Below are 20,320 nucleotides of genomic sequence, written 5' to 3'. Positions count from 1 at the left end.
GACAGGAGGCACCATGGTTCGACGCAGAAACCGGCTCCTCTCCTGGGCGGCGGTGCTCGCCACCCTGCTGAGCGGTCTCGGTCTGGCCTTGCTCGGCCAGGGCAGCGCGCAGGCACACGGGGTGGCGATGATGCCCGGCTCGCGGACGTATCTCTGCTACCAGGACGCCAAGACCGGCACCGGCGCCCTGGACCCGACGAACCCGGCGTGCAAGGCCGCGCTGGCCGAGAGCGGATCGACGGCGCTGTACAACTGGTTCGCCGTGCTCGACTCCAACGCGGGCGGCCGCGGCGCCGGTTACGTACCCGACGGCAAGCTGTGCAGCGCCGGTGACCGCTCCCCGTACAACTTCACCGGCTACAACGCCGCCCGCGCCGACTGGCCCCGCACGCATCTGACCTCCGGGAAGAGCATGCAGGTCCGGTACAGCAACTGGGCGGCGCACCCGGGTGACTTCCGGGTGTATCTGTCCAAGCCCGGCTACTCGCCCAGCTCCCCGCTGGGCTGGGGCGACCTGGAGCTCATCCAGACCGTCACCAACCCCGCCCAGTCGGGTTCGGTGGGCAGCGACTCCGGTCACTACTACTGGAACCTGAACCTGCCCTCGGGCCGCTCGGGCGACGCGGTGCTGTTCATCCAGTGGGTGCGCTCGGACAGCCAGGAGAACTTCTTCTCCTGTTCCGACATCGTCTTCGACGGCGGCAACGGCGAGGTGACCGGCATCCGCGGCTCGGGCGGCACCCCGACGCCGACCCCCACGCCCACGCCGACCCCCACCCCGACCGACCCGCACAGCGGCTGCATGGCCGTCTACTCGGTGACCAACGCCTGGAACGGAGGCTTCCAGGGCTCTGTGCAGGTGATGAACCACAACACGACAGCGATGAACGGCTGGGCCGTGCGCTGGCAGCCGGGCACCGGTACCCGGATCAGCAGTGTCTGGAGCGGCACACTCAGTTCCGGCACGGACGGCACGGTCACGGTCAGAAACGTCGACTACAACCGCACCGTCGCGCCGGACGGCAGCGTGACCTTCGGATTCACCGCCACCTCCACCGGCAACAACCATCCGGTCGGCTCGATCGGCTGCGTCACCCCGTAAGAAGTCCCGCCGAGACGCCGGCTCCCGCACTGCGGGGAGCCGGCGCTCTCGTGTGCGCGGAGCTCAGCGGGCGGGGGAGTGATCTCAACGGTGAGGGTCGCCGGGGCAACAGTCGGACAGCGTCGACCATCTGGCCGAGACCGCCCACGCCGTCGGCTCCTTCTTCCCCTACCCGAGTTCACCGCGACGGAGGGCGTCCCTCATCTCGCTGAGCTTCGCGGTCATTGCCGGGGTCTGCTCCTGTGGTTGTTCAGCGAGTCGGAGGGCATCGTCAATCTCGCTGAGCTTCGCCGAGGACAGGACGGCCACCCGCTCGATCAGGCCATCCCGTGACACGGTGGTCACCCACGTGCATGGGGTAAAGCCCGGACGCGGGAACGCGAGCCGCAGCACGCCCTCGAAGGGCAGCCCTTCCGTGGCGCCAACTCGCACTTCGACGCCCAGACCGCTCATGTCGACGCCCGCCGGCGCGACGACCTGCATCGCCCGGATCCCGGACGGGTCATCTCCCGACAGCAGTACGAACAGTCGCCGCTCGTCGGACCCCACCCACCAGACTTCGCCACGTTGCACATGTCCTCCTGACACGGGAGGGCGGGCGAACCCGCACCGCTCCGAAGCCATGATCCACCTCGCCATGACGGGCCTCATGGCCCGCCGCCTGACCGACGAGTACACCATCTGCCGGCGCGACCCGACATCACAGGACCAACTACGCATCACTGGATGGGGCATCGGGAAGAACCGACGTCTAAGCGGCGTGTTCCCACTCGTCCTGGTAGGGGTCTTCGTCGTCGGTCGGCGGCTCGGCGGTGTTCTTCTCGTGGGCTCGCAGCAGTGCCCAGGCGAGGGTGGAGACACAGGTGAGGATCCAGGGTGCGGGCCAGGTGTAGGGCCACCAGGGGGCGTGGGGGTCGAGCAGGAGGTCGGTGGCGGCCAGCGCCATGGCGGTGGCGAGGCTCCAGCAGAGCAGGCGGCCGGTGTACTGGACGGCGCGGGTGAGCCGGCCGGGTGTGGCGCGGTGCGGGCTGCGCGCGCGGCATGTGGGCGTGGGTCTGCCCGGCTCGGTCATCGCGGGAAAATCCTCTGCTCGAAGCGGCGGCTGCTGCCGCGGATACGGTCGGGCTCGCCGGACGCTGTAAGTGTGCATTCGGTGAAGAGATGCGCACAGGGGCGTTCTTGGGGCGGGCGCGGCCTACGAGACAACTTTCCTCCCTGGGCGTTTCCGTATGAACCAGGACGCAGTGTGTCGTCCCATAAGGTCGAAGTCGCAGGTGAGCGGACTGAACTTGTCTGGAATCCGGCGCATAGAGGCAGGGCGGGCTGCTGAAAACCGGGAAAGGAAGCGCTTTCAGTCAAGTCACTTGTCATATCTAGGGCAGGAACTGAGCATTCCTCAGATTTTTGGTGCCGATTCACACGCTCTTGTCCTGTTCTGGCAATCTGAAGAGGTAGGGCCGATTCCGGCCCGTATCAGAACGCGGTTGCGGGGCAGGCGGGGCTGCTTCATGTGTCTCCCGTGACAGCTCAAGCTGATGCAGTCACCTGCTGCCCGCACGCCTTCTCGGGCCCGGAGATCGTCCAGAACCATCCTCACCGCCGCCATCTCCACCGCGGCTTCAGTCGTGGCAGCCGCACCCGCTGCGCTCGTCCGGTGGGTCGGCATCACCGATCACACGCCGGGGGCGGTATCAGCCTGTGTGATCACGACGACTTCGTCGCGATCGGTCCAGCGCCGTCGCTCGTTCTTGTCCGGGTTGATACGCACTCCGTGGTCGGGGACGGCCGTGGATCGGTCGTGTCGGCGGTAACCGATGGCGCATTCGCGGCGCTGCTGCGCCGCTGCGACGACCGTGGCGAAGGACGCGTCACTGCCGGGCAGGACGTAGGACGCCGCCGGTCGCAGGTGGATCTGACTGCCGGTGAGGGAGAACAGTTCCTCGAACACAGCGGCCAGGTGCCGGTTCTGGGAGATCTGAGCCATCAGCAGGCCGATGAGTTTTCCGCTGATGATCACGTCGGCTCCGGGGCTGATGGGCGCGAGCGTCCGGTTGCGGTCGTCGGTCATCTCGGTGACCACCGGCAGCTCCCGTCCGGTCTCCTGTTCCAGCATGTGCAGAACGAGGAGCGTGACGAGGGTCCGGTTGTCGGCCTCGTCGGGCCGCTGTCCCGGAACGAGGTCCGGGCCGAGCACGACGACGCTGTCGTACGAGTCGATCTCCAGGCACCGTAATGTCTCGGGCCGGGTGACGTCCCCAGGCCGGAAGGTCATGGTCAGACGGGGAGCGAAGTCCGTACCGGCGTCCCGTACCTGCTCGGCCGTCACCTCCTTCGGGTCCGCGACCACGGCGATGACCGAGCCGTGCACGGCGTACCGGCCGAACTGGTCGACGATGAGTGAGGCCCGCCGGTTCCAGCCGAGGATCAGGACCCGTTCGGGCCGGGCGTTCACCGGCTGCCAGGGAGTCATCACCGACTCGTCGACGAGCCCGGAGCAGTCGCTGAGCCGCGCGGTGTCGTCGTCCCGCGTGATGACGATCAGCCGGTCGCCGGGGCCGAGCAGGGTCTGTGGCGGCGGGTTCAGCACGGGCCTGCCGTCGCGCAGCAGGCCGACCACGCTGGAGGTGGCGTAGGCCAGCAGCGTGTCGCCGAAGGACCGGCCGGTCAGCGCCGGGTCCGAGGTGAGGTAGAACTCGTCTCCGGCGAAGTCCAGGAGATCGCGGTACACCAGGGAGAGTCCCGGACGGCGGGCGGACTGAACGATCAGCCGGGCGGTGATCGCGTCGCTCTCCAGGACGGTGCCGTTTGATCCCGCGGCGAGGGAGGCCGCCAGACGGTACCGGTCGTCTCTGACGGCGGCGGCGACCGGCGGGCTTTCCTGCCCGCCGAGTGTGGCCCGCAGCGCCAGCAGTGTCTTGACCACTTCCGGATCCGCTGACGGATCGTCGTGAGGCAGCACCAGCACAGCACTGGCCGCACCGGGGTTGGTCAGGGCGAGCAGATCGGGGTCGGTGGGAGAACCGCTGCGGCAGACAAGCCGGGTACGGCCGGTGGTGCCCACCTTGCTGCCGAGGGCCTCCTCCATCGTGGTCTTGTCCCGGTCGGCCAGTACGGCCACCGCGCCGTACCGCTGATTGGCGTTGGCGGCCACCAGTTCGCTCACCACCGTGAACACCTGCTCGGACCAGCCCAGCACCACCGAGTGCCCCTGCTCGATGACGGTGGAGCGGCCCCGCCGCAGTGCGGTGAGCCGCTCGGTCAGTCCGGTGGTGATCAGACCGACGAGGGTCGAGACGTACACCAGGGCGACCAGGGCGAGCAGTACCGACAACAGCACGCGCAGGAGCGGGCCTGTCGCCCCGCCGAGCCGCAGTGTCTCACCGCTGAGACGCCAGACCGCTGCCAGCCTCCCCGAACGGGACGTGGGCGCATGCGGGTCCGTCCACACCAGCACGGCGCTCACCGGGAAGACGACGACGAGACAGCCCACGGCCAGCCAGCCGACGAGCGCGGAGGTGCCGCGGGTCAACGTGGTGTCGAACCAGTAGCGTGCCCGGCCTTTGAGTGAAGTCCCTTGTCCCACGCCTGCCCCCTGTTCTGCCGGGACTTCCGGCGGCGGCAGCCATGCCGCTCCGGTTCGTCCCGCCCGTTCCCCCGCCAACCACGCACGGCCACCCGGCCATCTGGAAGTGTGCCGATGAGCCGGCCCGACACGCGGGTCACCGTCTGTCTTTCATCCCTTCGGGGACGTCGCCGAAGGCGCGCTCCGCAGACGTCCGACTGTGCGTCAGCGGTTCGACCCGGCATCGCTCGTTCGGGGCAACGCCGCAGCACAGTCGGGCGAGTCGGGTCGGCCCACCGTTACAAGTGGGTCATGACTGAAGATCACAAAGCCGTCGTGGCAGGTTCGGGCCTGTCCAGGCGAAGCTTCGCAACGGCGGCGGGAACGGCAGCGGCGGCCACGGCTCTGGCCAGTGGCGCGCCTGCCACGGCCATGCCCGTGCAGGCCCCGGCCGCACCGGCGCCCACCCGGGGCGCGGACTTCGACAGGTGCCTGGCTGTGGCCCGGGCCCTGCTGGTCGTGGACGACCACGACCGCCCCTTGGTCCCACACTACGAGCACGTACTCAAGGAGGGACTGCCCACCCGGCGGGCTGGCGCACCCAAGAAGGTCCTTGTCATCGGAGCCGGCCCGGCAGGTCTGGTGACGGCGTTACTGCTGAAGCGGGCCGGCCATCACGTGACCGTTCTCGAGGCGAACGGCAACCGGGCGGGCGGACGCATCAAGACCTTCCGCCGCGGCGGCCACGAGCGGGCGACGCAACCCTTCGCCGACCCCCGCCAGTACGCCGAGGCGGGCGCCATGCGCCTGCCCGGCAGCCACCCCTTGGTGATGGGGCTGATCGACCAACTGGACCTGAAGAAGCGGCGTTTCCACTACGTCGACGTCGACGGTGACGGCCGGCCCGCCAGCCGCACCTGGATCTACGTCAACGGCCTCCGGATGCGGCGTGCGGAGTACGCCCGCGCGCCCCGGCGCATCAACCGGTCCTTCGGCGTGCCGCGCGCCCGCTGGGACACTCCCGCCGGGGCCATCCTTCGGTCGGTACTGGATCCGGTGCGCGACGAGTTCAGCACCCTGGGCGCCGACGGCAAGCGGGTCGACAAGCCGCTGCCGGAACGGGTGCAGGGCTGGGCCAGGGTCATTCAGCGGTTCGGCGACTGGTCGATGTTCCGCTTCCTGACCGAGCACGCGGGGCTGGACGAGCGCACGGTCGACCTGATCGGCACTCTGGAGAACCTCACGTCGCGTCTGCCCCTGTCGTTCATCCACAGCTTCATCGGCTCCTCCCTCATCAGCCCCGACACCGCCTTCTGGGAGCTGGAGGGCGGCACTGCGGTGCTGCCGGACGCGCTGCTGACGCGGGTGCGCGACACGGTCCGGTTCGACCGCAGGGTCACCCGCATCGAGTACCACGATCCCGACCGCCCCTCCTCCGACACCCGGCACGTCGGTCGCACGGGCCCTCAGGTGTGGGTGGACACGGTGTCCGAGGGGCGTGACGGTCCGGTGGTGCGCGAGCAGTTCACCGCGGACGCCGCCGTGGTCACCGTGCCCTTCTCCGGTCTGCGGCACGTACAGATCAGCCCCCTGATGTCATACCGCAAGCGCCGCGCGGTCGCGGAGCTGCACTATGACAGCGCCACGAAGGTGCTGCTGGAGTTCAGCCACCGTTGGTGGGAGTTCACGGAGGCCGACTGGAAGCGCGAGCTGGGCCGGATCGACTCGAAGCTGTACGACGCCTACCGCACCGGCCGGGCACCCGCCGACGGCAGCCTGCTGGGTGCCCATCCCTCCGTGCCGGCCGGCCACATCAGCCCGGGCCAGCGCACTCATTACGCCGCCAACCGGGCCGTGTCCCGGGACCAGCCCGAGGCCACCCACGTCGTGGGCGGCGGCTCGGTGTCGGACAGCGCCAACCGGTTCATGTACCACCCCTCCCACCCGGTGCCCGGCAGCTCCGGCGGAGTGGTGCTGGCGTCCTACAGCTGGGCGGACGACGCACTTCGCTGGGACTCCCTGGACGACGAGGCCCGTTACCCGCACGCCCTGTGCGGACTGCAGGAGGTCTACGGCCAGCGCGTCGAGGTCTTCTACACCGGCGCCGGACGCACCCAGAGTTGGCTGCGCGACCCCTACGCGTACGGAGAAGCGTCCGTACTACTGCCCGGCCAGCACACCGAGTTGCTGCCTTCCATCCCCGTGCCCGAGGGCCCGATGCACTTCGCGGGTGACCACACCTCCCTCAAGCCGGCCTGGATCGAGGGCGCCCTGGAGTCGGCGGTCCGCGCCGCCCTGGAGGTCCACACCTCGCGCCCCCTTCGACGGCCCGCCTGATACTCCAGCAGCGGTTCTCTGTCTGGCCTGGTCAGAGGCATCGCCGGGAGTGTAGTCAGGTGATGATGTGTCAGGGGCGGTCTTGCCGGACCGCCCCTCCAACGAATGGCATTGCCGCTGGCGGTTCGTCGAGGAACTCACCCAGGCCCGGACCGCCGAACGTCTCGGCGTCTCCCAGATCCACGTCTCGCGGCTGATCACGTGCCTCTTGGCCCGCCTGCGTGAAGGCATGCTCTGCACCTCTCGACGACTGTCGGCCCGAGGCCGGGAGTTTCGGAAAGGCGCTGAGACCGCGAAGAGGGGGCCTGCCCGGCATCACGCCGGGCAGGCCCCCTTTGTCGGAGCCGCAGGTCGGACGGAGCGGGCGTGCCCCGCCGAACCGGCCGAGATCTCCGTCGTTGGCGGGTCCCGTCAGGGGCGGTCGCCGGTGCCGCCGTCGGTGGGGGCGGAGGTGCGCTGGTGGCCGCCCGGACGCGGTGCCTGCCGGGTGTCGTGGATGCTGTCGCGGGCGGCCTCTGCGACGGCTAGCGGCGTGATGCCGAACTCGTCGTACAGGCGCTGGTAGTCGGCGGAGGCGCCGTAGTGCTCCAGGCTCACGATCCGTCCGGCGTCGCCGACCACCTCGCGCCAGCCCTGTCCGACCGCGGCCTCGACGCTGACACGCGCGCGCACGGACGGCGGCAGCACGTCGTCCTGGTAGGCCGGGGACTGGGCGGCGAACCACTCGCGGCACGGCATCGACACCACCCGCACCCCGAGACCGTCGGCCGCCAGCAGTTCGCGGGCGTCCAGGGCGATCTGGACCTCGGAACCTGTCGCGATCAGGATGACGTCCGGCGCGGCGCCGTCCGCCGTGTCGGCCAGGACGTATGCGCCTCGAGCGGCGCCTTGCGCGGGGGCGTACGCTCCGCTGTCGCGGTCGAGGACGGGCAGGTTCTGCCGGGTCAGGATCAGGCCGGCGGGCCGGTCCCGGTGTTCCAGGATGGTTCGCCAGCAGGCTGCGGTCTCGTTCGCGTCGGCGGGGCGCACCACGTCCAGACCGGGGATGGCGCGCAGCGCCGCCAGGTGTTCCACGGGTTGGTGGGTGGGGCCGTCCTCGCCCAGTCCGATGGAGTCGTGGGTCCAGACGTAGACGGCGGGCAGTTGCATCAGCGCGGCCAGGCGTACGGCGGGGCGCATGTAGTCGGAGAAGGTCAGGAAGGTGCCGCCGTAGGGGCGGGTCAGGCTCTGCAGGGCGATGCCGTTGAGGATGGCGCCCATCGCGTGCTCGCGGATGCCGAAGTGCAGGGTGCGGCCGTACGGGCCGCCCTTCCACTCCTTGGTCTGCCGGTCGGCGGGGACGAAGGAGGGCTCGCCGTCCATGGTGGTGTTGTTGCTCTCGGCCAGGTCCGCCGAGCCGCCCCACAGCTCCGGCAGTACCGGCGCCAGTGCGGTGAGGACCTGGCCGGACGCCTTGCGGGTGGCCATGCCCTTCGCGTCGGCCGGGAACGTGGGCAGCGCGTCGGCCCAGCCGTCGGGCAGTTCCTGCGCTTGCAGCCGGTCGAGCAGCGCGGCGCGGTCCGGGTTCGCCTCCCGCCAGGCCGTGAAGCCGCGCTCCCACTCGGTGTGGGCTTCGCGGCCCCGGTCGGCCACGGCGCGGGCCCGGCGCAGGACGTCGTCCTCCACGGTGAAGGTGTGTTCCGGGTCGAAGCCCAGCACCTCCTTGGTGGCGGCGACCTCGTCGTCGCCCAGCGCCGAGCCGTGCGCCTTCCCGGTGTTCTGCTTGTTCGGCGCGGGCCAGCCGATCAGGGTGCGCAGCATGATCAGCGACGGGCGGTCGGTTTGGCGCTTGGCCTCCTCGACGGCGGCCAGCACCGCGTCGACGTCTTCGACGTAGGAGCCGGTGCGGGTCCAGTCCACGGTCTGCACGTGCCAGCCGTAGGCGGCGTACCGGGCGGGGACGTCCTCGCTGAAGGAGACGTCGGTGTCGTCCTCGATGGAGATGTGGTTGGAGTCGTAGAAGGTGATCAGGTTGCCCAGTTCCTGGTGGCCGGCCAGTGAGGCGGCCTCGGAGGTGACGCCCTCCATCATGTCGCCGTCCGAGGCGATCACGTAGACGTGGTGGTCGAACGGGCTGGTGCCCGGCGCGGCGTCGGGGTCGAGCAGCCCGCGCTCGCGGCGGGCGGCCATCGCCATGCCCACGGCGCTCGCCAGACCCTGGCCCAGCGGGCCGGTGGTGATCTCCACGCCGCGGGTGTGGCGGTACTCCGGGTGGCCGGGGGTGGCCGAGTCCCAGGTCCGGTACGCCTCCAGGTCGGAGAGTTGCAGTCCGTAACCGGAGAGGTAGAGCTGGATGTACAAGGTCAGGCTCGAGTGTCCGCAGGACAGGACGAACCGGTCGCGACCCAGCCACTGGTCGTCGTTCGGGTCGTGGCGCATGACGTTCTGGAACAGCAGGTACGCGAGTGGGGCCAGGCTCATCGCCGTCCCGGGATGGCCGTTGCCCACCTTCTGGACCGCGTCGGCCGCCAGCAGCCGCGCGGTGTCCACTGCGCGTACGTCCACCGGGTCCCAGCCGGCCCGCTCCGCCACCGGCAGGGGCACCGACCTGTTCCGCTGGATGCTCGACTCCTTGCTTGCCATGCAGTTCTCCTGACGAATCGGTTCAGCTGGACTTCGGGTGATGTGGCCGGCCCCTTGCGCGAGTGGCGAGAGCCGGCCACGGGTTGAACGAGAGAAAGCCCGCCTGGCGCTGTGCGCCTGGTGGCGGGCCTGGTACGAAGGGGAAGATCTTTTACCTCTGTCCCCGATGGGCTTTCGGAGCCTGGTGAAGGCGCGCTCAGCGGTTGTCGTCGTAGGGGTCGCGGCTGCCCGACTTGGCCAGTCCTCGGCTGATCATGTAGCCGACGGTCAAGATGACGATGTACAGCCATGCCGTGTCGGCTCGGAAGTAGTCGGCGTGACCCTCGTCGTCTCCGACCACCATGGAGGCGATCAGCACCGCGACGACGGAAGCGAGGTAGATGAAGAACTCGGTGGTCTTCAGCGCTGACTTCGTCTCGGTCGAAAGCCTGCGGGTCTGGTGAACCGTGGAGTCGTTGCCCGCGCGGTGGGCCGGATTGCCGGCCGGGTTCATGGTAGTCATGGGCGCGCATCCTTTGGGCTTGCGGAAAAGGTTGCCGCACTCCGATGGGATATTCCCTGAAGATCGGCGTGCCCCTTCCGAGTACCCACGTGAAGAGGGGCAAACAGGACTCGTGCCGCGAGGGGTCTCCAGCTGTGACCAGCTGCGGGGCGCAGCCGTCCGGGCTCCGCGGTGGGTCACCGGAGAAGAGCACGGGGATCAGTCTCCGCGGAGCACGTCCTTGACCATCTCGTGCCGTGGGAGGACGGTCGTGAGACGGGTGAGTTCCAGGATGCGTCTGACCTTTGGTGGGGCACCGGGCAACGCGAATCGGTGCCCGGCGTCGGGACGCCGGCGGTGGATGTCGACGGAGGCTCCCAGCGCGCTGGAGGCGCGGAAGTCCACAGGGGTCAATCACGCGCGACCGCCACCACCTGGTGCGCGGCGTCCTCGGGCCGATGCAGGTACAGCAAGGTGACTGTCGTCGTCGTGCAGATCGCCGGCAAGGGCATCCAGCCAGGAGTCGCAGTCCGCGATGCGGGGTGTTCAGCCGCCGGAGCCCGGGCCATAGAGCGCGGCGATGTCTTTGGAGGTCGCCCACCGGCTGTAGGTGGGGGACTGAGGCCAGCCGTCGGGGGAGTCCTGCCACTCCTCCTGCCGTCCGTAGGGCAGGACGTCGATCAGGGGGAAGGTGTGACTGAGCTGTTCGGTGCCCCGGCCGTTGGTGTGCCAGGTGCGATAGACGGTGTCGCCGTCGCGCAGGAACACGTTGACCGCGAATCCTGCGTCGGGTGGTGCACCGACGTCGGCCCCGAAGGAGCTGTTGGCAGTCGAGTACCACGTCATCTGGTTGCCGACCCGCTGCTGGTAGGCGAGTGCCTCTTTGATCGGGCCCTGGGTGACGATGACGAATCGCGCATCGTAGTTGTCCAGGAACTCCAGGCGGGTGTACTGCGAGGTGAACCCCGTGCAGCCCGGGCACTGCCATTCCTTGCCGGCGAACCACATGTGGTTGTAGACGATCAGTTGCCGCTTGCCTTCGAAGACGTCCGCCAGCCGAACGGGGCCGTTCTCGCCCTCCAGGGTGTAGTCGGGCATCTCGACCATCGGCAGGCGACGACGCTCGGCGGCGATGGCGTCAAGCTCCCGCGTCGCGGCCTTCTCCCGGGCACGCAGCGCCTCGAGTCGGCGCTCCCAAGTTGCGGCGTCGACGACGGGTGGGAGTGCGTGGGTGGTCATGGTCCCTCACAGAACTCGTGTGCAGCTTTCGCTCGTGCAGAGGTAGACCTCATCGGGCCCCGGAACTCATCGGCCCGAGCCGCCTCCTTTTCCTGGCTCCGACGGCGTGCTGGTGGGCTCGGCAGACGGTCGGGTGCACGGACACGGACACGGACACGGTCCAGCCGACGTCGTCAGCGTCGTCGGCCGCTGCCGGGACCGCGGCGACGATCCGTTCCCAGGGGTTCACCCAGCGCCGCCAGGCGGCCGTCACCGGATGTCTATGGGGTCCGGATGCTCGTGCACGTCGAAGCCGCGCCGCGCCGAACCGGAGACGACGTCGCCGCCCTGCATGATGCCCTGGCCAGGCGCCGGAACGCCGGGAACGCGGACAATGCCGAGTGCGTCGAGGCCGACGTCGCCCCGCACGAGGCCGTGGTCTTCGCGGCGCACAGCGCGAGCACACCCGTGCCCCGGCGTGAACGGCGCCCGCAGAGTGTCTAGGGGTGCCCGGGAGCCCCGGTTAGGGGTTATCGGGGACTGCCCGTGTCCGTAACGTCGAAGCTCCCGCACCCTTCCGGAGGTGGCCGTCTTGATCTGCCGTTCCTGGAGCCCCGCACCGAGTACGCCGACGACGGCGGCATGATGGGAGCCCCGACCGAGCACCGGGCCGTCGGCATCCTGGGCACCGGGTCGTACCTGCCCGCCGAGGCCGTCCCGAACCAGCTCGTGGCCGAGCGGGCCGGCGTCACCGCCGACTGGATCGAGGCCAAGACCGGCATCCGCAGCCGCCGTTACGCCGCCGAGGACGAGGCCACCTCCGACCTCGCCGCCGAGGCGGCGCTCGACGCGCTCGACACCGCGGGCGTCACCCCCGACCGGCTCGACTGGATCGTGGTGGCGACGTCCACCCCCGACCATCCACAGCCTGCCACGGCCTGCCTGGTGCAGGAGCGCATCGGCGCGGTGAACGCGGCGGCCTTCGACGTCAACGCCGTGTGCAGCGGTTTCGTGTTCGCCCTCGTGGTGGCCGCGCGGCTGCTGCAGTCGCCGGGGGCCGCGCCCGGGGGCCACGCCCTGGTGATCGGCGCGGACCTCTACTCGCGCATCATCGACCGCTCGGACCGGCGTACCGCCGTGCTGTTCGGCGACGGCGCGGGCGCGGTCGTGCTGGGGCCGGTGGGTCCGGACCGCGGCCTGGTGGGCGCGCACGCGGCCAGCCACGGCGCGTTGCACGACCTCATCAAGGTGCCGGCCGGCGGCAGCCGGGAGCCCGCGTCGCAGCAGACGGTGGCCGAGGGCAGGCACTCCTTCCGCATGAGCGGCCGGTCGGTCACGGAGTACGTGATGGCCGAACTCCCTGCCGCCGTCCGGGCCACGCTCGCCGAGAACGGCGTGGACGGCGCGAGCGTCGACCACTTCGTGCCGCACCAGGCCAACGGCGTGATGCTGGACAGGGTCCTGCCCGGCCTCGGGCTGCCGCGGGCGCGCGTGCACCTCACGGTCGCCGAGCACGGCAACACCAGTGCCGCGTCCATACCGCTGGCGCTGGACTCGGCGCGCAGGCAGGGGGCATTCGCTGACGGGGACCTGTTGCTGCTGGCCGGGTTCGGCGGCGGGATGTCGCTGGGCACGGCACTGGTCAGGTGGCAGGGGACCGAGTAGGGCGCCCGCCGAGGCATGTTTCCCTACTCGGCGCGTCGGTGCCACTGAATTACGCCCCGTGTAAAAAGGTGGCTAAAAAATTGTGGTCCACGGGTGCGCCATAGTGCGCCCCGTGTACGGATCCGGATCCGCGCCGGACGCGTCCGCCGCACTTCGGTAGGGGGATACCCCTATCTTCCGGCACGCGCTCGTCCCGGTCATCGGGCAATCACCCAGCCGCATGTGAGAGGCGTCCGACCACTGCTTCGTCGGCAGCCATTTGGCGAGAGTTCAGACCGGTTCAACCTCCGCGGCTTTACAGCGGAATGAGTGATTCCCATGGAAACGGGATCGTTCACTACGGTATGAATTGGCAGAATCAGGTCGCGGTATGCGGGTTTCCGTCGGTGGCCAGGCGGAGGGGCTTGGTCCGGGGCTGGTTGACAGTCGGACGAGCCCGAGGGTTTCATCGATCTGTGGACACGGGTGGGGGAATCTGCCGTGCGGACCTCCGTCTCGTGGAGGCGGAGCGGCCGAACCACCGCCGGAGCAGAAGGTATTGACGGTCTGTCAGTACCGCCGGTCCATCGGTGAAGGGGGATCCGGATTCCGTATGCTGATAGCCAGGGAATTAGAACTCGCCGCACTGAAAATAGCTGTGCGAGACAGTGCGGCGGGGCGAGCGAGAACTATTTTCGTCGAAGGACCCGTGGGATGTGGCAAAACCGAGCTTCTGGAAGCCCTGGCGGCATTGTCGAGTGAGGCGGGGGCGATCGTTCTCCGGGCCACCGGAATGCCGTCGGAGGAGAGTGTTCCGCTGGGATTGGTGAGGCAACTCGTCCACAGCGAAGCGCTGCCACCCGAAACCAAGCCCTGGCTAGAGCGTGTGCTGGACGAGGAAGAGGGAACGACCGGCCCCGGTCTGCCCGACGGGACGGCCCAGGGCAGGGGCGCGGGGATGCAGAGGTTCTGGGCCGCGCTGCGCACCGTCGCGCGCGACCGGCTCGTCGTCATCGGCATCGACGATCTCCAGCACGCCGACAGCGCCTCCCTGCAATACCTGCTCCACATAGCGGGCCGCTCGCGCACCAGCCGGCTGCTGATGGTGTTCACGGAAGCCCTTTACTACCGGCAGCAGGACACCGCGTACCGCACCGAATTCCTGCGCCAGCCGAACTTCCGCAGGATCCGCTTGGGATGCCTCGGTCCCGACGCGGTGGCGCGATTCCTCGCCCACCACCAGTCCCGGCTGCCGGTGCGGGAGGAAACGGCGGAGGAGTTCTACGCCGTGACGCGGGGCAATCCACTGCTGCTGCGCGCCCTGCAGGAGGAGCGCGGAACGGCCGTGGGCGCGTCAGGCTGTTTGGACCCCGCGCCCGGGGAAACGTTTGCCCATGCCGTCCTCACCTGCCTGGACCGCAGCGGGCCCACGGCCGCCAAGGTCGCTGAGGGACTGGCCGTCCTCGGCGCGGCCAGCACTCTCGACCTGCTCAGTCGCCTGTGCCGGCTGCCCCGCACCTCGGCCGCCCAGGGCCTGCGCGCCCTGCACGCCGCCGGTGTGGTCGACGACTGCCACTTCCAGCACCCGGCGGTCAGCAGCCAGGTCCTGGACGCGATGGACCCCGAGCACCGCCAGCAGCTCCACCGCAGGGCGGCCACCCTGCTGTACGCCGACGGCGCCCGGGCCTCGGCCGTCGCTCCCCACCTGCTGGCGCTGGAGCGGATCAGCGAGCCGTGGGCGGCCGCGGTCCTGTGCGACGCCGCGGAGGAGGCGCTGGCCGACGACGAGGACGACGTGGCCGTGGCCTGCCTGGAGCTGGCCCACCGGGTCTGCGAGGAGCCCGGCCGGCGCATCGAGATCAAGCTGCGCACCTCGGTCATCCTGCGGCGCAACCACCCCTCCGCCGCGGAGGACGCGGCCGAGGAACTGCTCGCGGCCGTACGGTCGGGCCAGGCACCGCCGCGGTACACGACGGCGATCGCGGACCTGTTCCTGGCGCACCGGCGGCTCGAGGAGGCGTACGAGGTGCTCGTCCCCGGGCCCCAGGGCGCCGGCGTGGCGTCCGCGGCCGTCGGGCCCGCCCGTGCCGCCGCGCCCGCCGGCCAGGCCGCCGCCGGGCAGGAACGGGGCACGGGAGGTGCCCTGATGACCTCCATCGTGGAACGCCGCTATCCGTGGGCGGACGGCCGGCTGAGCGGCATCCCGCACCAGGGCGGCGAGGTGCGGGCCCTCCCGGCCCGGCCGGGAAGCGAGTCGCTGCCCTCCTGGGGCGGCCAGCCGTGGCGGCTGCTCCTCGGCCCCCGGCGCGGCGACTTCGCCACCGCGGCCGAGGAGATGCTGCAGCGCTCCGCGCTCACCGACGCCACGATGGAGCCCCTCACCAGCGCCATAAAGTGCCTGCTGTTCTCCGGGAAGACGGAGCGGGCCCGCTACTGGTGCGACGTGCTCCTCAAGCACACCGCCCGCCGCGGCGCGGGCGGCTGGTACGCCATGTTCGCCGGGCTGCGCGCCGAGGTCGCCCTCGCGCAGGGGAACCCCGAGGAGGCCGAGCGCTGCATCGACGCGGGGCTGGACCGCCTCACCGAACGCAAGCGCAGCGTCCTGGCCTGCGGCCTGATCGCCGTCCAGGTGATGGCCCAGACCGCCATGGGGAAGTACGAGGCCGGCGCCCGCAAGCTCAACGAGCCCGCCTCGCAGGCGCTGTACGCGAGCGCCTACGGACTGACGTACCTGCGGGCCCGGGGCCACTACCACCTGGCCACGAACCGCCTCGACGCGGCGCTGGACGACTTCATGGCCGTGGGCCGCACGACCCAGCGCTGGGGCCTCGACCAGCCGGTGTGGGTGCCGTGGCGCAGCGACCTGGCCGAGGCGCTGCTCGGGACAGGCGAGTGCAAGGAGGCCGAGCGGCTGCTCCTGGAACAGATCTCCCGCCTCGACGACGCCAACCCCCGGATCCACGGCATCTCCCTGCGGCTGCTCGCTGAGGCGTCCGCGCCGGGGGAGCGGCTGGGCCTGCTCACCCGGGCCGTGGCCCAGCTGCGGCAGTCCGGGGACCGCCTGGAGCTGGCGCGGGCCCTGTGCGACCTGGGAGAGACCCACAAGAGGCTCGGGGACCTCGCGCAGGCCGCGATGGCGTCCCGGCGGGCCTGGGAACTGGCCAGGGAGTGCGGCGCCGAGCCGCTGTGCGCGCGGATCCGCCTCGAACACGGGGAGGACGGCTGGGGCACCGGCCCGGAGAGGACGGTGGTGGACACCCGCGAGGCCAAGCTCAGCGACTCGGAGAAGCGGGTGGCGGCGCTGGCCGCCTGCGGCTACACCAACCGCGACATCTCCTCGCAGCTGTACATCACCGTCAGCACCGTCGAACAGCACCTGACCCGGGTCTACCGCAAGCTGAAGATAGGTGGCCGCCAACAGCTCCCGATAGACCTGCAGTTCGACCTGCCGGAGACCGCGTGACATGAGGCCGCGGCGACGGTCCCCCCGGCGGGGGCACCGTCCCGGCGGTCCGCGCCCCAGCGCGGTGGGCGGCTCAGCGGCCCGCGTGGACCCGGAACCCCTGCCCCGACTTGCTCCCCAGGTGGCCCGCCCGGACCAGGTGCTCCAGGTAGCGGGCGGGCGCGAGCGACGGATCGAGGAACGTGTCGTGCAGCGTCCGCTGGATCTGCAGCGACACGTCCAGGCCGACCACGTCCAGCAGCTTCAGCGGGCCCATCGGATAGCCGTGGCCGCCCGTCATCACCTCGTCCACGTCGTCCGGGGTGATGGCCTGCTGCTCCACGAGCCCGATGGCCCGGTTCAGGTAGGGGAACAGCAGGGCGTTGACGATGAACCCGGCGCGGTCCGCACAGCCCACGGGCCGCTTGCCCATCGCGGTGGCCGCGGCGTGCGCGGTGCCGACCGTCTCGTCGGAGGTGAGCGCCGTGCGGACCACCTCCACCAGCCGCATCACCGGGGCCGGGTTGAAGAAGTGCATGCCGACCACGTTCTCCGGGCGGCCCGTGGCCGTGGCACACTCGATGATCGGCAGCCCGGACGTCGACGAGGCCAGCACCGCGTCCGGCCGGCAGGTCCGGCCCAGCTCCGCGAACAGCGTCCGCTTGACCGCCAGGTCCTCCACCACCGCCTCGACCACCAGGTCGCACTCGTCGAGCGCCTCCAGCTGGGAGACGGCCACCAGCCTGCCCAGGGCCGCGTCCGCGTCGCGCCGCGACACCTTCCCCCGGCCCACCGCCCGTTCCAGGGACCGCTCGACCATCAGCACCGCCCCCTTGGCCTTGGCGTCGCTGCGCGCCACGAGCACCGTGGGGTGGCCGGCCCTGGCGCACACCTCGGCGATGCCCGCGCCCATCGTCCCGGACCCCACCACGCCCACCGTGCGCACCGGGCGCGAGGGCAGGACGCTCCGGCCGGAGACGCGACCGCCGGCCACGGACGTGGGGGCCTCGCCGTCGGGCCCGTAGTCGTAGAAGCCGCGCCCCGTCTTCCGCCCGAGCAGCCCGGCCGCCACGTAGTGCGAGAGCAGCGGGGCCGGCGCGTAGGCCCGGTCGCCGGTCCGCTCGTACAGCAGCTCCAGCGTGTCCCGGGCCACGTCGAGGCCCATCATGTCGAGCTGCGCCAGCGGCCCGAGCGGCAGCCCGCAGCCCAGCGTCATCGCCGTGTCGATGTCCTCCCGGGAGGCGTAGCGCTGCTCGTACATCGTGACCGCGCTGTTGAGGAACGTCATCGCCAGCGCGCCGCCGATGAAGCCCGGGCGGTCCGCGACCTGGACGGGGGTGTGGTCCAGGCGCCGCGCCAGCTCCACCACCGCCTCCCGGACGGTCCGTTCGGTCAGCGGGGTGCTCACCACCTCCACCGCCTTGGTGGGCACCGCGGGGAACAGGTGCAGGCCGACCGTGCGGGTCATCGTGCCGCACAGCGACGCGATCTCGGTGACCGAGTGGCCGCTCGTGGTGGTGGCGAACACGGTGTCCGGCCCGCACACCCCGACCGCCTCCGCGAGCACGGCGGTCTTGACGTCCAGACGTTCGGGCACCGCCTCGATCACCAGGTCGGCCCCGGCGGCGTCCGCCACCCGGGTGCACCAGCGCACGCCCGCGGGCTCGGTGCCGTCGGCGGTACGCCCCGCCGCCCGCCGCCTCCCGGCCGCGAGCGCCTGTTCGTCCGCCTCCACGGCGGTGACCGGCAGCCCCGCCCGGGCCAGCAGGTCCACGAGCGTGGCGCCGACCGCGCCCACCCCTATCACCGCTGTCCGCGTGAACGTCTGAGCCATGGTGGTTGGGTCCCTTCGGTTCCTCGTCCGGTCGGTGCGCAGACAAGGGGACCGCGGCTCGGCTCTCCGACCGGACGGTGAAGGCGGCCAGGATCCCCTGCGCCCGAGTGGGGTCAGCCCTTGTCGATGACGGTGGCGTCACCGCGGCCGTAGAAGGCCTGCATCTGGTCGACCAGGCCGTCGTCGTTGACCCGGATCACCATCACGATGTTGACCCGGATCATCTTGTTCTCCGGGTCCGGCGGCGGCTCCGGCGGCAGCAGGCCACTCTGCGCCATCGCCGGCCCGGCGAGCGGCAGGTAGTTGAACGTCGACACCATGGGGACCGCGGCCCAGCGGCCGCCCTCGGCGGCCACGGGCGACGCGGCGTCCTCGTACGCGCCGGAGAAGATGGCTGCTGCGGCGCGCTGGCTCAGCGCCTTGAGCCCGTACTGCTTGCCATTGCCGACCGGGTCCTCGAAGCTGCAGTCCTCCGCGTACAGCTTGAGCAGGCCCTCTACGTCCCCCTCGTTGATCTTCCGGCAGTGGTCCAGGATGAGCTGCTTGGCTGTCGCCTCGTCAGGCATGGGGTCTCCGGTGCCTCTCGCAGTGAGCCTCGGGGCCGAACGGTTCGGTGCTTCTCCGGTGGGGTGCGTGTCCTAGGCGTGCTTCACGGACACCGGCAGCGACTTGACGCCGAAGAAGTTCTGTTCGTGGAAACGCAGCGGCACCTCGCGGTCGAGCCGGATGTCGGAGAACCGGTCGAACAGGAGCTCCAGGGCGACCCGGCCCTCCAGGCGGGCCAGCGGGGCGCCGATGCAGAAGTGGATGCCCTTGCCGAACGCCACGTGCGCGTTGGGCGAGCGGTGGATGTCGAACACGTCCGGGTCGGCGAACTGCCGCTCGTCGCGGTTCGCCGACACCAGCCACGGAATGACGATCGAGCGCTCCGGAATGGTCACCCCGGACAGTTCCACGTCCCGGGTCGTGTAACGGCCGGTGATGGTGAACGGCGGCCGATAGCGCATCACTTCCTCCAGCGCACCCGGGATCAGCGAGCGGTCCGCCCGCAGTTGCGCCGCGGCTCCCGGAAACTCGTCGAAGGAGAGGATGGAGCTGCTCAGCATCATCGTCGTGGTGATGTGCCCCGCGATCAGCAGCAGCCGCGCGAAGTTGACCGCCTCGGCGCCCGTGATCGGCTCCCCGTCGAGCTCGCTCGTCACCATCCGGCTCAGCAGGTCGTCCCCCGGCCGGGCCCGCCGCTCCTCCAGCTGCCCCTCGAGGTAGTAGTCCATCTCCTCGATCGCGGACCTGAGCCTCTCGTACGTCTCCGGGTCGTCCACACCGGCGATCTTCGCCGCGATGATCCGGTCCGCCCAGTGCCGGAACACGGGGCGGTCCTCCGCCGGCACGCCCAGCAGCTCGGCGATCACGATCACCGGCAGCGGATGCGTCAGCTGCCGCACGAGGTCCAGTTCGCCGGCGTCCCCGGCGGCGTCCAGCAGCCCGGTGCCTATCTCGCGGATGCGCGGCTCCAGGCCCGCCACCATCCGCGGGGTGAACACCCGGCTGATCTGCCGCCGCAGGTGGTGGTGGACGGGCGGGTCGATCTGCGCCAGGTCGCCCTTGGCCACCTCCGCCGCCTTGGGCGAGACCGGCGTCGGATCGGAGGAGAAGTCGGCGTACTCGGAGAGCACGTGCTGCACGTCGGCGTAACGGAACACATACCAACTGCCGTTGCTCCCCCGGACGACGGGCGCCTCGTCGCGCATCACGCGCAGCCAGTCGAACAAGGCCGCTCCACCGTCGGCAGCCGAAGGGGGAGTCAGAGGAAGAGCCTGTTCGGACATGTGAGGACTCCTTACGTCCGGACGGAAAGGCAGGAAAGGACCGGCGACGGAAGAAGAAAGAGGGAGGAATGAGTAAGAAAGAGGGGGTGGGAAAGGAAAATGGGCCGTTCCCGGGTGCTTTTTCCCAGTACTGCTCTTCGTCCGGAAATAAAGGGCGAGTTCCTGCGCACTAACCGGACGCACCCCGGTACCGGAACGCACGAACCGTATCCGAGCGTACGCGCGTCCGGCATCCCCAGATTGCCCGTA

14 protein-coding genes and 2 pseudogenes are annotated in these 20,320 nt (G+C 70.4%); 5 read left to right on the top strand and 11 right to left on the bottom strand.

Features of this window, described 5'->3' with window-relative positions:
• The first annotated feature begins 13 nt into the window (after nt 1-13).
• Complete coding sequence (locus tag ACZ56U_RS23530) at nt 14-1,102, top strand: lytic polysaccharide monooxygenase (RefSeq protein ID WP_469085953.1); 1,089 nt, start codon at nt 14-16, stop codon at nt 1,100-1,102.
• A 168-nt stretch (nt 1,103-1,270) separates the two neighbouring features.
• On the opposite strand, the gene ACZ56U_RS23525 is transcribed toward ACZ56U_RS23530, so the two are convergent.
• The 3 genes from ACZ56U_RS23525 to ACZ56U_RS23515 form a co-directional block, all read right to left on the bottom strand.
• Nucleotides 1,271-1,675, bottom strand: coding sequence for a type II toxin-antitoxin system PemK/MazF family toxin (locus tag ACZ56U_RS23525; protein ID WP_469085952.1), 405 nt, complete (start codon nt 1,673-1,675; stop codon nt 1,271-1,273).
• A gap of 178 nt (nt 1,676-1,853) precedes the next feature.
• Entirely contained in the window at nt 1,854-2,174 is a 321-nt protein-coding gene (locus tag ACZ56U_RS23520; protein ID WP_469085951.1) for a hypothetical protein, read from the bottom strand.
• 600 nt (nt 2,175-2,774) lie between these two features.
• A complete protein-coding gene (locus ACZ56U_RS23515; protein WP_469085950.1) occupies nt 2,775-4,685 on the bottom strand; it encodes a CASTOR/POLLUX-related putative ion channel in 1,911 nt (636 codons plus the stop codon).
• Between the two features lie 291 nt (nt 4,686-4,976).
• Between ACZ56U_RS23515 and ACZ56U_RS23510 the strand changes: the two genes are divergently transcribed.
• Both ACZ56U_RS23510 and ACZ56U_RS23505 read left to right on the top strand, forming a co-directional pair.
• The gene (locus ACZ56U_RS23510; protein WP_469085949.1) at nt 4,977-7,001 is read left to right on the top strand and encodes a flavin monoamine oxidase family protein; all 2,025 of its coding nucleotides are present in this window, start codon (nt 4,977-4,979) and stop codon (nt 6,999-7,001) included.
• Between the two features lie 118 nt (nt 7,002-7,119).
• A pseudogene (locus tag ACZ56U_RS23505) lies at nt 7,120-7,245 on the top strand (sigma factor-like helix-turn-helix DNA-binding protein); the annotation flags it as partial.
• 167 nt (nt 7,246-7,412) lie between these two features.
• Here the strand turns inward: ACZ56U_RS23505 and tkt are convergent.
• The 5 genes and pseudogenes from tkt to ACZ56U_RS23480 all read right to left on the bottom strand — a co-directional run bounded on the left by tkt (nt 7,413) and on the right by ACZ56U_RS23480 (nt 11,775).
• Nucleotides 7,413-9,623 carry a transketolase gene (tkt, locus tag ACZ56U_RS23500; protein WP_469085948.1) on the bottom strand — a complete coding sequence of 737 codons (2,211 nt, stop codon included), beginning with the start codon at nt 9,621-9,623 and terminating at the stop codon, nt 7,413-7,415.
• Between the two features lie 196 nt (nt 9,624-9,819).
• On the bottom strand, nt 9,820-10,125 hold the full coding sequence (locus ACZ56U_RS23495; protein WP_469085947.1) for a hypothetical protein: 306 nt from the start codon (nt 10,123-10,125) through the stop codon (nt 9,820-9,822).
• Nucleotides 10,126-10,650: 525 nt separating this feature from the next.
• Entirely contained in the window at nt 10,651-11,343 is a 693-nt protein-coding gene (locus ACZ56U_RS23490; protein WP_469085946.1) for a DUF899 domain-containing protein, read from the bottom strand.
• Nucleotides 11,344-11,419: 76 nt separating this feature from the next.
• Nucleotides 11,420-11,563, bottom strand: a pseudogene (locus ACZ56U_RS23485) (IS5/IS1182 family transposase); the annotation flags it as partial.
• A 29-nt stretch (nt 11,564-11,592) separates the two neighbouring features.
• Nucleotides 11,593-11,775 carry a hypothetical protein gene (locus ACZ56U_RS23480; protein WP_469085945.1) on the bottom strand — a complete coding sequence of 61 codons (183 nt, stop codon included), beginning with the start codon at nt 11,773-11,775 and terminating at the stop codon, nt 11,593-11,595.
• A gap of 192 nt (nt 11,776-11,967) precedes the next feature.
• On the opposite strand from ACZ56U_RS23480, the gene ACZ56U_RS23475 reads away from it, so the two are divergent.
• Complete coding sequence (locus ACZ56U_RS23475; protein ID WP_469086127.1) at nt 11,968-12,987, top strand: 3-oxoacyl-ACP synthase III family protein; 1,020 nt, start codon at nt 11,968-11,970, stop codon at nt 12,985-12,987.
• A gap of 370 nt (nt 12,988-13,357) precedes the next feature.
• Nucleotides 13,358-16,429, top strand: a complete 3,072-nt coding sequence (locus tag ACZ56U_RS23470; RefSeq protein ID WP_469085944.1) for a helix-turn-helix transcriptional regulator — start codon at nt 13,358-13,360, stop codon at nt 16,427-16,429.
• Nucleotides 16,430-16,502: 73 nt separating this feature from the next.
• Here ACZ56U_RS23470 and ACZ56U_RS23465 read toward each other — a convergent pair whose 3' ends face one another.
• From ACZ56U_RS23465 to ACZ56U_RS23455, 3 genes are all read right to left on the bottom strand, one after another.
• The gene (locus ACZ56U_RS23465; protein WP_469085943.1) at nt 16,503-18,242 is read right to left on the bottom strand and encodes a 3-hydroxyacyl-CoA dehydrogenase family protein; all 1,740 of its coding nucleotides are present in this window, start codon (nt 18,240-18,242) and stop codon (nt 16,503-16,505) included.
• 113 nt (nt 18,243-18,355) lie between these two features.
• Nucleotides 18,356-18,808: a nuclear transport factor 2 family protein gene (locus ACZ56U_RS23460; RefSeq protein ID WP_469085942.1), complete on the bottom strand. Its 453-nt coding sequence runs from the start codon at nt 18,806-18,808 to the stop codon at nt 18,356-18,358.
• A 72-nt stretch (nt 18,809-18,880) separates the two neighbouring features.
• Nucleotides 18,881-20,071, bottom strand: coding sequence for a cytochrome P450 (locus tag ACZ56U_RS23455; RefSeq protein ID WP_469085941.1), 1,191 nt, complete (start codon nt 20,069-20,071; stop codon nt 18,881-18,883).
• Nucleotides 20,072-20,320: the final 249 nt, after the last annotated feature.

The sequence above is a fragment of the Streptomyces sp. NPDC034103 genome (assembly GCF_055575395.1).
This window is presented reverse-complemented; position numbering and strand designations above follow the sequence as displayed.

Bases quoted from the DNA above. Each gene is read 5' to 3' on its own strand.
- ACZ56U_RS23530 (WP_469085953.1), top strand. From the start codon at position 14: ATGGTTCGACGCAGAAACCGGCTCCTCTCCTGGGCGGCGGTGCTCGCC.
- ACZ56U_RS23520 (WP_469085951.1), bottom strand. From the start codon at position 2,174: ATGACCGAGCCGGGCAGACCCACGCCCACATGCCGCGCGCGCAGCCCG.
- ACZ56U_RS23510 (WP_469085949.1), top strand. From the start codon at position 4,977: ATGACTGAAGATCACAAAGCCGTCGTGGCAGGTTCGGGCCTGTCCAGG.
- tkt (WP_469085948.1), bottom strand. From the start codon at position 9,623: ATGGCAAGCAAGGAGTCGAGCATCCAGCGGAACAGGTCGGTGCCCCTG.
- ACZ56U_RS23495 (WP_469085947.1), bottom strand. From the start codon at position 10,125: ATGACTACCATGAACCCGGCCGGCAATCCGGCCCACCGCGCGGGCAAC.
- ACZ56U_RS23490 (WP_469085946.1), bottom strand. From the start codon at position 11,343: ATGACCACCCACGCACTCCCACCCGTCGTCGACGCCGCAACTTGGGAG.
- ACZ56U_RS23475 (WP_469086127.1), top strand. From the start codon at position 11,968: ATGGGAGCCCCGACCGAGCACCGGGCCGTCGGCATCCTGGGCACCGGG.
- ACZ56U_RS23470 (WP_469085944.1), top strand. From the start codon at position 13,358: ATGCGGGTTTCCGTCGGTGGCCAGGCGGAGGGGCTTGGTCCGGGGCTG.
- ACZ56U_RS23465 (WP_469085943.1), bottom strand. From the start codon at position 18,242: ATGGCTCAGACGTTCACGCGGACAGCGGTGATAGGGGTGGGCGCGGTC.
- ACZ56U_RS23460 (WP_469085942.1), bottom strand. From the start codon at position 18,808: ATGCCTGACGAGGCGACAGCCAAGCAGCTCATCCTGGACCACTGCCGG.
- ACZ56U_RS23455 (WP_469085941.1), bottom strand. From the start codon at position 20,071: ATGTCCGAACAGGCTCTTCCTCTGACTCCCCCTTCGGCTGCCGACGGT.